The following is a 12,047-nucleotide window of genomic DNA, read 5'->3' as shown; positions in this document are numbered from 1 at the left end:
CCGCCACCTGCGCCTGCTCCCGCTCGCGTTGAAGCGGCCGCAGTGCCGCCTGCACCTGCAACCGCGCCGACGCGCGACCTCAATTCGCCGGTCGGCGTCTGGCTCACCGAGGAGAAGGAAGGCAAGGTCCGCATCGAGCAATGCGGCACCAACCTCTGCGGCTATTCGGTCGACAGCAAGTCCAACCAGAACGGCGAGCAGGTGCTGATCAACATGAAGCCGGGCAAGGACCAGAAATGGTCGGGCCGCATCCTCGATCCGAACTCGGGCTCGACCTACGATTCGACGATCGCCATGAAGGGCACCGACCGTTTACGTGTGCAGGGCTGCGCCTTCGGCGGCATGTTCTGCGGCGGCCAGACCTGGACGCGGGTGAATTGAGATCCGCCTGATCGTTCTTACGCAGACAAGGGGCCCGCGATGCGGGTCCTTTGCTTTTGCGCCCTGGCGTGCCGGCGTGCGCAGGCTCACACAGCCTCCTGCGCACGTGACAGCCCTCACATCGCCGGTTCCGCGCACGTGTCACGGTCCCCCGCATGGTCAACCACAGGGGCGTGTCATGAACGTGTTTCGCAAGGCTCTATTCGCCACCGCCGTCGTCATTGCTGACCCGCTCGCGCAGGCCGACGCTGCGACAAGCACGTTCGATGGCGCGTGGAACGTCCGCATCGCTTCATCAAGCCAGGCCTGCGGCAACGGCGCGACTGTCTCTATCGGCATCAATAATGGTCAGATCGCCTCGAGCAGCGCCGCAGTGACGGCGTCGGGGCGCGTCGCCGAGGCCGGCAAGGTCAACGTCACCCTGAGCACCGGCATCAAGCGTGCCGTCGGCTTCGGCCGGCTCAGCGGCGCGTCCGGCTCCGGCACTTGGCGCGGCGCCATGTGCACGGGCACGTGGACGGCGGAGAAGATTTAGGTGCCGTGTCCCGGACAAGCGGCAGCGCGAAGCGTTGCCGCGCAGAGCCGGGACCCAGTGCTCTCAGCGGGTCGAAGGTCTGGGTCCCGGATCGGCGACGCATCGCCTTGGGCGATGCGTCTTGTCCGGGACACGAGAGTCAGCCCACCGCCGCGCCATACTCCGCGTCAGTGACCGGCTCCAGCCAGGTCGAGTAGACGCCGTCGAGCGCTTCCTGCATGGCGATGTGGCACATGCCGTTGGTCGGCGATGCGCCGTGCCAGTGCACTTCACCCGGTGGAATCCAGACGGTGTCGCCGGGACGGATTTCCTGGACCGGGCCGCCCTTGGTCTGAACGCGGCCGACGCCCGAGATCACGTAAAGCGTCTGGCCGAGCGGATGATGATGCCAGTTGGTGCGCGCGCCGGGCTCGAATGCGACGCGCGAGACGTTCAGTCGTGCAGGCTCGGGGGCCATGTTGATGGGGTCCTGCCACACGGTGCCGGTGAAGTGTTCCTTCGGCGCGCGGCGGGTCGGCCGCGTGCCGGCGAGCGTGATGTCCATGAGGGTCCTCGTTCCTTGTCCGTTACTTCTTGCTGGCGGCGTAGCGCGCCTTGGTTTCGGCGTTCATGGGATAGAGGCCCGGCAGCACCGCGCCGTTATTCACCTCGTTGACGATCCAGGCTTCCATCCGCTCCTGCTCGACGCCCTCATTGAGGACGTGATCGAGCATCGCCTGCGGGATCAGCACGCAGCCGTCCTGGTCGGCGACCACGATGTCGTTCGGGAAGACGGCAACGCCGCCGCAGCCGATCGGCTCGCCCCAGCCGACGAAAGTGAGGCCTGCAACCGACGGCGGCGCGGCATAGCCGTCGCACCAAACCGGCAAATTGGTGCCGAGCACGCCCTCGACGTCACGCACCACGCCGTCGGTGACAAGCGCGGTGACGCCGCGCTTGACCATTCGCGCGCAAAGGATGTCGCCGAAGATGCCGGCATCGGTGATGCCCATGGCATCGACCACGGCGATGCAGCCCTCCGGCATCGCCTCGATCGCGGTGCGGGTCGAGATCGGCGACGACCAGGATTCCGGTGTCGCCAGATCCTCGCGCGCCGGCACGAAGCGCAGCGTGAAGGCCGGTCCCACCAGCCGCGGCAGGCCCGGCCGCAACGGACGCGCGCCGCGCATCCACACATTGCGCAGGCCCTTCTTCAGCAGGACCGTGGTGATGGTGGCGGTGGTGATGCCGGCGAGGGTCTTGCGGGCTTCGGGGGACAGCGACATGGACGAGAACGAGCTCCAAGGTGCGGGAAAGAACGCGCGCATCTTGCGAGCCGCGAGCTTTGCGTCAAGGGCCAAGAGGCTAGCAATTACGCAGGGCCGCAGCGCCGTTATGCGATGCGATAACAAGGCTTTATCGCTTCCCCTTGCATTAATTTATTGGACTTGCGGGCACATTTACGCGAAGCAGGGACAAGCGGAACTCAAGGTCGAGCCCGCGTTCCCGAGAAGCCCGATTCCGACAGCGCTCTGACAGCTCAATGGCCGCGACGCTTCCCCCGCCCCGCCTTCTGCCCAGTGGCGACAGTGCCGTCACGGTCGAGTTCAGCCGCACCATCGACGACGATGCCAACCAGCGCGTGCTGGCGCTCGACAAGGCGCTGCTAGCTGCGCCCATCGACGGCATCACCGAAACCGTGCCGACCTATCGCTCGCTGCTGGTCCATTACGATCCCGGCAAGATCGGCTTCGATGCGCTGGGCGAAAAGATCCTCCCGATCGCCACCCGGCCGCTGCCGCCGGTCACGAAAGCGCGCCGCTGGCGCGTTCCCGTCGCCTATGGCGGCGAGCACGGCATCGACCTCGAGGACGTCGCCAAGACGTTGGGCACCACGCCGGATGACATCGTCATCAGGCATTCGGGCGGCGATTACAAGGTCGCCATGATCGGCTTCACGCCGGGCTGGTCCTATCTCAGCGGCCTCGACAAATTCCTGCACATGTCGCGGCGGCAATCGCCGCGACTGTTGACGCCGGCCGGCACGATCTCGATCGGCGGCGTCCAGGCCGGCATCCAATGCCTGGCCGCCCCGAGCGGCTGGCATCTGCTCGGCCGCACCCCGGTGCGAACCTATCAGCTCCACCGCAATCCGACCTTCCTCACCGAGCCCGGCGACCGCGTCACGTTCTACCCGATCGACCACAAGACATTCGAGGACATGGACCGCGCTGCGGAAGCCGGCGAGATCGTCGCTGAGCAGGTGGACGCATGAGCCGGCTCGTCGTTGCCAGCATCGGCCCTGCCAGCTCGGTCCAGGACGGCGGCCGCCACGGCGCGCAGCGCTACGGCTTGACCGTGAGCGGAGCGATGGACCGGCTGTCGCTTGCGGCGGCGAACACTCTGGTCGGCAACGAGCCGTTCGCGGCCGCCATCGAGATCGGCCCGTTCGGTGCCTCCTTCACCGCCCGCGACGGCGCCGTGCGCGTGGCGATATCGGGCGCGCCGCGCAATGCGGACATCGCCGGCAGCGCGGTCGCGATGGACACCTCGGTGACGCTCAAGGATGGCGAGACGCTGACGCTCGGCTTTGCCCGCGGCGGCGCCTTCACCTATCTCGCGATCGAAGGCGCCATCAAGGGCGAGGCCGTGTTCGGCAGCCTTGCCGTGAACGCCCGCGCCGGCCTCGGCAGCCCCTACCCGCGCCCGCTCCAGGCCGGCGACGAATTCACGGTCGATGCCGCGAGCGGCGCACCGGAGCTGCGCATCGAGCTGCCGAAGCCGGCGAGCGGCCCGATCCGCGTGCTGCTAGGGCCTCAGGACGACGAATTCGACGACGCCAACAAGGCGCTGTTCCTGGATAGTGAGTGGAAGATCTCGGCGACCTCGGACCGCATGGGGTACCGGCTCGAAGGCCCTGCGATCAAGCATCTCCACGGCCACAACATCGTCTCCGACGGCACGGTCAACGGCAGCATCCAGGTGCCCGGTAACGGCGCGCCGATCGCGCTGATGATGGATCGCGGCACCTCCGGCGGCTATCCGAAGATCGCAACCGTGATCACGGCCGATATCGGCCGCCTCGCCCAGACCTCGGCAGGAACCGCGTTCCGCTTCAAGGCGGTCAGCATGGCCGAAGCGCAGGACGAGGCGCGCAAGTTCGCGCAAGCGATCCGCAGCCTGCCCGATCGCCTGCGCTCCTCCGACATCGTCGCGCTCAACATCGAGGCGCTCAGCGATGCTAACGTGGCGGGCTATGCGGTCAGCGCGGTCGATGCCGGGACGTGGCAGGTCACGGCGGAGCCATAAGCGACAACAAGACCAGAGGCGGAGAGCAACCCATGAAAACAGTCGATCTGAATTGCGACCTCGGCGAAGGTTTTGGCGCGTGGGAGATGGGCAACGACGCCGCGATGATCGAGCTGGCAAGCTCGGTCAACGTCGCCTGCGGCTTCCATGCCGGCGACCCCGACATCATGCGCCGGACGGTGGAGCTTGCGAAGGCGCGCAGCGTCTCGGTCGGCGCGCATCCCGGCTATCGCGACCTGCACGGCTTCGGCCGGCATCCGATCGCAGGGCTCAAGGCCTCCGAGATCGAGAACCTCGTCGCCTACCAGATCGGCGCGTTGCAGGCTATCGCGACTGCGGCCGGCCACAAGGTCACCCATGTGAAGGCGCACGGCGCGCTCTCCAACGTCGCCTGCGAGGACGACATGACGGCGAAGGCGATCGCTGCCGGCATCAAGGCGGTGGATCCCAGCCTGATCTTCGTCGTGCTCGCCAATTCGAAGCTGGTGAAGGCCGGCGAAGACGCCAACCTGCCGATGGTCCACGAGGTGTTCGCCGACCGCGCCTATGAGGATGACGGCAACCTCGTCTCACGCAAGAAGCCCGGCGCGGTGCTGCACGACGCCAAGGCGATCGCCGAGCGCGTGGTGCGCATGGTGCAGGACGGTGCGGTGGTGTCCGTCACGGGCAAGGTCATCAAGATGCGCACGGATACGGTCTGCATCCATGGCGACACGCCCGGCGCGGTCGAGATCGCGCGCGGCGTGCGGCAGGCGTTGAAAGCTGCGGGGATCGATGTGGCGCCGTTCAAGCGCGGGGCGTGACAAACGCTCGGTAGCGTAGGGTGGATTAGCGAAGCGTAATCCACCTCTTCTGCTGCATCCATACAAGTGGTGGGTTACGCCTTCGGCTAACCCACCCTACGCAGACACATCAGAACGGATGCACCGACAGCGTCCCGAACACGATCGCCGCGATCACCGCAAACGCGCTGTACATCGCAACGTGGTGCATGCTCGCCCCGGTCCGGCGCGAGAGCGAGCGCGCGTAGAAGTGCAGCCTGGCTTCCGCCGATAGTTCGCGCATGGTCGATCTCCAACGCCCCATTTGCGGGAGTATGAAGGATCAACCAGGACGGGAGGCAAGACGGTGGCGGAAATAGCGATGAGGGTTCTCTGGAGGCCCCCATCGCAGACGCAAATTCTCTTGACCAGCAGGTTCCGAGAATCTTATTCGTTAAAGTCCGAGCCAGTTGGAACCGACTCGGATGACAATCGGATGACACCGAAGGCCGAAGCGCGATGATCCGACGTTTCAACCGCTAATACACATCAGCCTGGAAGCGGCCGGTCTTCTTGAGCTCGGCGACGAAACTGACGGCTTCATCCGTCGAACGTGCCCCGAACTGGGCGACGATGTCGACCAGCGCGCGCTCGACGTCCTTGGCCATGCGCTTGGCATCGCCGCAGATGTAGAGATGCGCGCCCTCGGCGAGCCAGGTCCACAATTCGCGGCCAACCTCGCGCATGCGGTCCTGCACGTAAAACTTCTTCTCGCCGTCGCGCGACCAGGCCAGCGACAGGCGCGTCAGAAGCCCTGAGGTCTTCATGGCGTTGAGCTCGTCCTGATAGAAGAAATCGCAATCGCTGCGCTGATGGCCGAAGAACAGCCAGTTCTTGCCGGGCGCGCCGGTCGCCTTGCGGTCGAACAGGAAGGCGCGGAACGGCGCGATGCCGGTGCCGGGACCGACCATGATGATCGGCGTCTTCGGGTCCTGCGGCAGGCCGAAATTGTGCGCCTTCTGCACATAGACCTTGAGCTTCTCGCCTTCGTTGATCCGCTCGCCGAGGAAGGTCGAGGCGACGCCGAGCCGCCTGCGCTTGCCGATGACGTAGCGCACCGAGTCCACCGTCAGTGACAGCTTTCCCGGCGTCGCATTGTGCGAGGACGAGATCGAGTAGAGCCGCGGCTGCAGCGGCTCCAGCGCCTCGACGAAGGCCTCGGGATGCGGCCGCGTGCCGGAAAACTTCTGCAGTGCCGCCATCACGTCGAGCGTCGCGGCATCGCCATCGGGATCCTCCCCCTGCGCCAGCGCCCGCGCCTTCTCGCGCTGCGCGCCGCCGGTGATGAAGGAGATCAGCTCGAACAGCGTGTCGGGCGCCGGCGACAGCGAGACGTCGTCGATCAGCACCTCGCGCAGCGTCTTGCCGTTGACCTTGGTCGTGTGGGAGGCGCCGAGCAGCGCGATGATCTGGTCGACGAGGCCGACGTCGTTGCGCGGGAAAACGCCGAAGGAATCGCCAACGACATAGTCGAGCTTGCCCTCGGAGAGATCGAACTCGATGTGATAGGTCTCCTTCTCCGACTTGCCCTTGTTGAGAAGACGGCGCGACAGGAAGGTCGCCTGGATCGGATTATCCCGCGAGCGGCCGGGCTCTGCGATCGTCACGGTCACGGCCGGCGCCGGAGCGCCGGCCTTGTCAGCGGTCTTGTCCGTGATCTTGGCCGCGGGCGCCTTGTCGAGCTCCTCGTACAGCGACTTCAGCATCCGCGCAGTTTCCTTGCCGCCGGGGACGCACAGATTGAGCCGCGCTTCGCTGCGGGACGCGATCGCTTCCGAATAATCGTGGCAATTGTAGCCGCACTGGCCGCAATCCTGCTGTGCCATCGCCGCCATCATCTTGCGGCGCAGGGGACGGCCTTCGGCAAGCTTCATCCGCTCGGCGATCGGCATGGTCTGATCGTGCCACGGCGCTTCGCCGTCGTCGCCGTCACCGGCCGGCATGACCGCGGCGCCCTGCTCTGGCGACAGCGGCGTTGCGACATCAGGCGAGAGCAGTCCGGCAAAGAAGCCGTTTAGCCAGGAGCGCTGCGCGTCGGAGAATGGCGCGCTGGCGGGGATGATATCGAGTTTCGGCGGAGGCGTGATCTGGTTCATGCGGACACCTGTGCATCGGCAAGCTTGCGCAGCGTTTCGCCGTCATGGCGGCGCGCGAAGGAGAGGAAGGTTTCGTCGGGCGAGGCGCGATTGGCGAGATAGGCCTTGAGCAGCGCCTCGACCGTCTTCGGTGCGTCCTCGGCCTTGAGGTCGTGATAGACTTCCTGCCCGACATCGGCGTCGGGGCCGAACCCGCCGCCGGTGAAGAGGTGATAGCCCTCGACGGTGTCCTCCTCATTGACCGGCACGCGCGCGCCGATCAGTCCGATGTCGCTGATGTAATGCTGCGCGCAGGAATGATGGCAGCCGGTCAGGTGGATGTTCACCGGCTTGTCCATCGCGACGCGCGGTTCGCACCAGTCACCGATCTCCGCGGCATTGCGCTTGGTATTGGACGCCGCGAAGCGGCAGCCGGCATTGCCGGTGCAGGCGATCAGGCCGGCGCGGATGTGCGAGGCCTCGACCGCGAGCCCGATCTGCTTGATGGCGGCAATGGCAAGCTCGACATTCTCGTCGCGCACGCCCGAGATCAAGAGGTTCTGCCAGACCGTGAGGCGGATCTCGCCGTCGCCGAGGTCGCGCGCGACCTTGGCGAGGCCCCGCATCTGATCGGAAGTGAGCTTGCCGAGCGTGAGCGATACGCCGATCCAGTTGAGGCCATCCTGCTTCTGCTTGTGCACGCCGATATGCGCCATGCGATCCGCCGCGGGCCGCGGCGCGAACGCCTCTTCCGGCACGCGCGTGAACGGCGTCTTCAAGCGCTCCTCGACCAGCTTGAGGAAGCCGTCATGGCCCATCGCGTCGAGCACGTATTTCAGCCGTGCCTTGTTGCGGTTGGTGCGGTCGCCATGCTCGATGAACACGCGCACGATGGCGTCGGCGACGGCGGTCGCCTGCTCCGGCCTGACGATGATGCCGGAATATTTCGCGAAATCCTTGTGGCCGGTGATACCGCCGAGGCCGAGCCGGAACCAGACCCCCGGCTCGACGCCGAAACCGTCCTTTACCTCATAGGCCGTGAAGGCGATGTCGTTGGTCTCTTCCAGCACCGCGATCCGGCCGGCGCCGTCGAAGGCGACGTTGAACTTGCGCGGCAAGCCGTAGAGCGAGCGGTCGTTGAGGATGTGGTAGTGCCACTCGCGAGCATAGGGCCGCGTGTCGATGATTTCCTGCGTATCGATGCCGGCGGTCGGCGTCCCCGTCACGTTGCGGATGTTGTCGGCGCCGGAGCCGCGCGAGCACAGGCCGAGATCCTGGATGCCCTCGATCATTCTGATCGCGTGCTTCGGCGGGATCTCGCGCAGCTGGAGATTGGCGCGCGTGGTCACGTGGCTGTAGGGGCCGCAGAGCTCGTCGGCGAGATCGGCAAGGCCTGACAGCTGCCAATGCTTCATGATGCCGTTCGGGATGCGCAGGCGGCACATGTAGGAGTCCTGCGTCGGCGCGACATAGAAGATGCCGTAGTAGCGCCAGCGGAAATTGTCCGCCGGGCTCGGCGGGGTGTTGTCGAGCGCCTGCTGGCGCAGCCGCGGATAGGCGTCGAAGGGATGCTCGTCGCGCTTGAACTTCTCCTGATCGGCGAGCTTCTTGCCCGACGCGATCACCTTGTCCTGCGCCTTGATGTGCACGGCATCGGGACCCACAGGCTCGGCATTCGCCTTGCCGCTGCCGCCACCGAGGCCGCGGCCGACGCGGCTGATCTGCAGGCCGGTCGTGAAGCCTTCGAGATAGCGTTTCTGCTCGTCGGTAAAGTCGACTGAGAGCGTATCGATTTTCATGGTCGGTAACGAAGCTCCTGCGGCCACCAAAGTGGCTTCGACGGATTGGCGCGACCCGCGAGGAACTGAAGGCTGGCTCAGGAGCCGGCTTCGTCACCCACGGTCCGATCAGCTTCGTTGCTGCGGGACTTGGCTCAGCAGGCACCTATGACAAGCTGGCCGCAGCGCAACATTCAAGTTGCGTGCCAGCTTGGTCGAAATAAAAACCAATGAAGTTTCAGATAATTAGGATGGGACCCGGAAACTGCCGGCTTGGGAACTCTCCCGAAATACGAGCAGCCAGCTCAAACATTAGCCAAGGATCTTAGATGCTCAAAAGCGAAGCAACCGCGAATCAGGCCTTCCAGCGCCCGACTCCGAAGGCCTGGAGATGCCCGCGGATATCGGCGGGGTCGAAGGCCGGACCGACAAAGGCGCCGAACGCTGCGGGAGCCTCAAGCGGCGCCCTGTTGCCGAGCGCCGCGTCGTAGAGATCGGGCCTGAACACCGCCATCGCCGTCTTGACCCCGTCAGGGGTGAGCGCCGTCTGGCCCCAGCGCACCATCTGCGCATAGAGCCAGGCGGCCTGGACCGGATCGGGCCGCCCTGCCCCTTCGCGTCCGACCAGCAGGTAGCGGCCGCTTTCGCGGAAGGTGCCATCGGGCGAGATCTTCAGGCGCCCCGTGAGGGTGCGTTGGATGACCTCGGCGTCGACGCCGATCCGTTCGGGTTGCGCCAGGATCTGCGCCGCCTCGGTCCGGTTCTCGGGATGCTCGATGAACTCGGCGGCCTTCACGGCTGCCCGCACCAGGGCTGCGACCACGTCCGGATTCTTGTCGGCCCAGGTCTGGCGGATCGCCAGCACCTTCTCCGCCGCACGGACCAGAATGTCGGCGACGAAATGCAGGATATGGCCGACGCCGAGATCGACCGCGACCGAGTTCCAGGGCGCGCCGACGCAGAACGCATCGACATGGCCGTTCTTCAGACTGTCGACCATATAGGGCGGCGGCAGCACCACGAGGCGCACGTCCTCGTCGGGATCGACGCCCGCCGCCGCCATCCAGAACCGCAATTGATAATTGTGGGTGGAGAACGGGAAGGTCATGCCGAAGGTGAGCGGCTCGGCCCCCGCCTTGCGGCGCTTGGCAACCACCTTCGCCAGCGCTTTCGCCGTCGCCATCGGGTCGAAGCGATCGCCGTCGATCTCCTCCATCAGCGCGGCATGGAGCGCCGGCGACACCGTGATGGCATTGCCGTTGATGCCGAGATTGAAGGCCGCGGCGATCGGCACCTTGACGTGACCGAGGCCGAGCGAGGACGCGATCGCCACGGGCGCGAGCAGATGCGCCGCGTCGAACAGGCCGATATTGAGCTTGTCGCGGACGTTGGACCAGGAGACCTCGCGCACCAGCTCGACCTCGAGCCCCTCGGCGGCGGCAAAGCCTTTGTCGACCGCGACGATCAGCGCGGCGGCATCGACCAGCGGAATGAACCCGATGCGGAGGGGAACGGTCATTTCAGCATCTCCGACGCGGTGATGATCGACTGCGCGATCTCGCCGATTTTCTTCTTCTCGCGCATCGCGGTGGAGCGCAGCAGCACATAGGCCTCGTCCTCGGTCAGGCCCTTCACCTTCATCAGAATGCCCTTGGCGCGCTCGATGATCTTGCGGTCCTCGAGCTGCGACTTGGTGCGCTCCAGCTCCTCTTGGAGCTTGGCGAAGGCGTTGAAACGGGACACGCAAAGGTCGAGGATCGGCTTGATGCGCTCCTTCTTCAGCCCGTCGACGATATAGGCCGACACTCCCGCCTCGACCGAGGCCTGGATCGAGGCTGAATCGCTCTGGTCGACGAACATGGCGACCGGCCGCTTCACCGCGCGGCTGACCTGGAACATCGCCTCCAGCACGTCGCGGCTGGGGTTTTCGAGATCGATCACGATGATGTCGGGGTCCGCCGCATAAATACGGGCCAGCAGGCTCTGCATCTCGCTGATATGGACGACTTGGGTAAACCCGGCCTCGCGCAATCCCTCCTCCAGGATCGCGGCCCGGATCGGGCTTTCGTCGACGATCACGATTTTGGGCGACTGTTCGGCGCTCATGGCTCACTCACGGCAGCTGATTCATCCATAGCACGCCGGATCGCCCTGCAAAGGGTTGTAATTATGCGCAATTGGAACTAGCTCAGGCCAGTCGATCAGGCAGATCAGACATGGATCAGACGGCTGCGCCCAAGGTCAGCTTCGGGTCGCTCGGATGTCCCTGACACGACGAATGTAAACTTTCGATGCCACCCACCCGCAAGAAACGCTCGCGCAGGTCAGCCTTCAGCTGCGAAGCAGAACTCATGCTCTCACGGAATCTTCGCGCCAACGATCATCTTGTCGAGAAGTGGCACCGCGGCTAGCACCGCCGCCTCAGTGCGCCCGGAGACCGCTAGCCGCACGACGTAGGAATTGCCGTCTTTGTCGCGGTCGGCGTAATGCGCGATGACTTCGATCGGCTGGTCCTTCAAGGATGGATTGTCGTAGCGGTTGATGATGACCTTCGGGCTGACCGAGGGAAGCGTGGTGATCTTGGCATGGTCGCCGGATGTCGTCGCCCAATCCTTATCACTCGTTGCGATCCATTGAACCAGTTCGGTCCGGTCCTCGTTATAGCGGCCCTCGGCATAGATGATTGCTTCTGCTTTACCGAATGTCTTCCCTTTAGGAACGAACATCGATGCGCCGTATTTGAGACTCGCGGCCTCGTCCCTCGCCCAACCATGAGGTGCTTTCACGCGTGGCCTGAATTCCGGGCACAATCGTTCCTGCCGATCGCAGACATGGATGATCTTGTCGACTTCAGCGCGGGCCGGAAACATGGCGCCATAAGAAACGGTGACGAAAGCCAAGCCGAAGATGAAGCGGCGCATCGTGGTTAAGCTCCGTGAAATCAAGCAAGAAACCGAATAACAACCAAAACGGGCGTGTTCGAGCAATTCACCTCGGATCCTCCACTCGCTCGATCCGAATGAGCTTCCAGACCAGGAACCGTCAGTCAGTAATATCGTCGCTGGTGACTGGCCGATCACGCCAACTACGCGCGCGTACTGCTTTAGCCGCGCGCCGCATACGTTAGTTGTTGAATTTCGCCATCGGTTCAATTACTTGGATCGCAAAT

The 12,047-nt window shown here is 64.9% G+C and carries 13 protein-coding genes; 5 read left to right on the top strand and 8 right to left on the bottom strand.

Annotated elements, in window-relative coordinates:
- On the top strand, positions 1–381 hold a 381-nt coding region (locus ACM43_RS02825), incomplete at its 5' end, for a DUF2147 domain-containing protein (RefSeq protein ID WP_271537985.1).
- 178 nt (positions 382–559) lie between these two features.
- The gene (locus ACM43_RS02820) at positions 560–916 is read left to right on the top strand and encodes a hypothetical protein (protein WP_271537984.1); all 357 of its coding nucleotides are present in this window, start codon (positions 560–562) and stop codon (positions 914–916) included.
- Positions 917–1,055: 139 nt separating this feature from the next.
- Here the strand turns inward: ACM43_RS02820 and ACM43_RS02815 are convergent, their stop codons facing one another.
- Both ACM43_RS02815 and ACM43_RS02810 read right to left on the bottom strand, forming a co-directional pair.
- Complete coding sequence (locus ACM43_RS02815; protein WP_157287590.1) at positions 1,056–1,460, bottom strand: (R)-mandelonitrile lyase; 405 nt, start codon at positions 1,458–1,460, stop codon at positions 1,056–1,058.
- Positions 1,461–1,482: 22 nt separating this feature from the next.
- The gene (locus ACM43_RS02810) at positions 1,483–2,181 is read right to left on the bottom strand and encodes a ribonuclease activity regulator RraA (RefSeq protein ID WP_036012452.1); all 699 of its coding nucleotides are present in this window, start codon (positions 2,179–2,181) and stop codon (positions 1,483–1,485) included.
- A 257-nt stretch (positions 2,182–2,438) separates the two neighbouring features.
- Between ACM43_RS02810 and pxpB the strand changes: the two genes are divergently transcribed.
- Genes pxpB through ACM43_RS02795 form a run of 3 tightly spaced genes read left to right on the top strand, consistent with a single transcriptional unit; the run spans position 2,439 to position 5,007 of the window.
- A complete protein-coding gene (gene pxpB, locus ACM43_RS02805) occupies positions 2,439–3,170 on the top strand; it encodes a 5-oxoprolinase subunit PxpB (protein ID WP_157287589.1) in 732 nt (243 codons plus the stop codon).
- Positions 3,167–4,204, top strand: a complete 1,038-nt coding sequence (locus tag ACM43_RS02800; RefSeq protein WP_271537983.1) for a biotin-dependent carboxyltransferase family protein — start codon at positions 3,167–3,169, stop codon at positions 4,202–4,204. Before pxpB ends, ACM43_RS02800 begins: the two co-directional genes overlap by 4 nt.
- Positions 4,205–4,236: 32 nt before the next feature.
- Positions 4,237–5,007 (top strand): LamB/YcsF family protein, encoded by a 771-nt coding sequence (locus ACM43_RS02795; RefSeq protein WP_271537982.1) that lies wholly within the window; start codon positions 4,237–4,239, stop codon positions 5,005–5,007.
- Positions 5,008–5,116: 109 nt separating this feature from the next.
- Here the strand turns inward: ACM43_RS02795 and ACM43_RS02790 are convergent, their stop codons facing one another.
- From ACM43_RS02790 to ACM43_RS02765, 6 genes are all read right to left on the bottom strand, one after another.
- Positions 5,117–5,269 (bottom strand): hypothetical protein, encoded by a 153-nt coding sequence (locus tag ACM43_RS02790; RefSeq protein WP_036028094.1) that lies wholly within the window; start codon positions 5,267–5,269, stop codon positions 5,117–5,119.
- A gap of 235 nt (positions 5,270–5,504) precedes the next feature.
- Positions 5,505–7,121, bottom strand: coding sequence for a sulfite reductase subunit alpha (locus tag ACM43_RS02785; protein ID WP_271537981.1), 1,617 nt, complete (start codon positions 7,119–7,121; stop codon positions 5,505–5,507).
- The gene (locus tag ACM43_RS02780; protein ID WP_271537980.1) at positions 7,118–8,899 is read right to left on the bottom strand and encodes a NirA family protein; all 1,782 of its coding nucleotides are present in this window, start codon (positions 8,897–8,899) and stop codon (positions 7,118–7,120) included. Before ACM43_RS02780 ends, ACM43_RS02785 begins: the two co-directional genes overlap by 4 nt.
- A gap of 334 nt (positions 8,900–9,233) precedes the next feature.
- Positions 9,234–10,397: a CmpA/NrtA family ABC transporter substrate-binding protein gene (locus tag ACM43_RS02775; RefSeq protein ID WP_271537979.1), complete on the bottom strand. Its 1,164-nt coding sequence runs from the start codon at positions 10,395–10,397 to the stop codon at positions 9,234–9,236.
- Positions 10,394–10,984 carry an ANTAR domain-containing response regulator gene (locus ACM43_RS02770; protein ID WP_036012463.1) on the bottom strand — a complete coding sequence of 197 codons (591 nt, stop codon included), beginning with the start codon at positions 10,982–10,984 and terminating at the stop codon, positions 10,394–10,396. Before ACM43_RS02770 ends, ACM43_RS02775 begins: the two co-directional genes overlap by 4 nt.
- A gap of 251 nt (positions 10,985–11,235) precedes the next feature.
- On the bottom strand, positions 11,236–11,799 hold the full coding sequence (locus tag ACM43_RS02765) for a hypothetical protein (RefSeq protein WP_271537978.1): 564 nt from the start codon (positions 11,797–11,799) through the stop codon (positions 11,236–11,238).
- Positions 11,800–12,047: the final 248 nt, after the last annotated feature.

The organism is Bradyrhizobium sp. CCBAU 45321, from assembly GCF_028128975.1.
GTDB lineage: Bacteria > Pseudomonadota > Alphaproteobacteria > Rhizobiales > Xanthobacteraceae > Bradyrhizobium > Bradyrhizobium yuanmingense.
The sequence above is the reverse complement of the archived record's forward strand: the minus strand, read 5'-3'. Positions and strand labels throughout refer to the sequence as shown.

What these genes read in the sequence shown, in the direction of transcription:
- ACM43_RS02820 (WP_271537984.1), top strand. Translation starts at nt 560, where the DNA reads ATGAACGTGTTTCGCAAGGCTCTATTCGCCACCGCCGTCGTCATTGCT.
- ACM43_RS02815 (WP_157287590.1), bottom strand. Translation starts at nt 1,460, where the DNA reads ATGGACATCACGCTCGCCGGCACGCGGCCGACCCGCCGCGCGCCGAAG.
- ACM43_RS02810 (WP_036012452.1), bottom strand. Translation starts at nt 2,181, where the DNA reads ATGTCGCTGTCCCCCGAAGCCCGCAAGACCCTCGCCGGCATCACCACC.
- pxpB (WP_157287589.1), top strand. Translation starts at nt 2,439, where the DNA reads ATGGCCGCGACGCTTCCCCCGCCCCGCCTTCTGCCCAGTGGCGACAGT.
- ACM43_RS02800 (WP_271537983.1), top strand. Translation starts at nt 3,167, where the DNA reads ATGAGCCGGCTCGTCGTTGCCAGCATCGGCCCTGCCAGCTCGGTCCAG.
- ACM43_RS02795 (WP_271537982.1), top strand. Translation starts at nt 4,237, where the DNA reads ATGAAAACAGTCGATCTGAATTGCGACCTCGGCGAAGGTTTTGGCGCG.
- ACM43_RS02790 (WP_036028094.1), bottom strand. Translation starts at nt 5,269, where the DNA reads ATGCGCGAACTATCGGCGGAAGCCAGGCTGCACTTCTACGCGCGCTCG.
- ACM43_RS02785 (WP_271537981.1), bottom strand. Translation starts at nt 7,121, where the DNA reads ATGAACCAGATCACGCCTCCGCCGAAACTCGATATCATCCCCGCCAGC.
- ACM43_RS02780 (WP_271537980.1), bottom strand. Translation starts at nt 8,899, where the DNA reads ATGAAAATCGATACGCTCTCAGTCGACTTTACCGACGAGCAGAAACGC.
- ACM43_RS02775 (WP_271537979.1), bottom strand. Translation starts at nt 10,397, where the DNA reads ATGACCGTTCCCCTCCGCATCGGGTTCATTCCGCTGGTCGATGCCGCC.
- ACM43_RS02770 (WP_036012463.1), bottom strand. Translation starts at nt 10,984, where the DNA reads ATGAGCGCCGAACAGTCGCCCAAAATCGTGATCGTCGACGAAAGCCCG.
- ACM43_RS02765 (WP_271537978.1), bottom strand. Translation starts at nt 11,799, where the DNA reads ATGCGCCGCTTCATCTTCGGCTTGGCTTTCGTCACCGTTTCTTATGGC.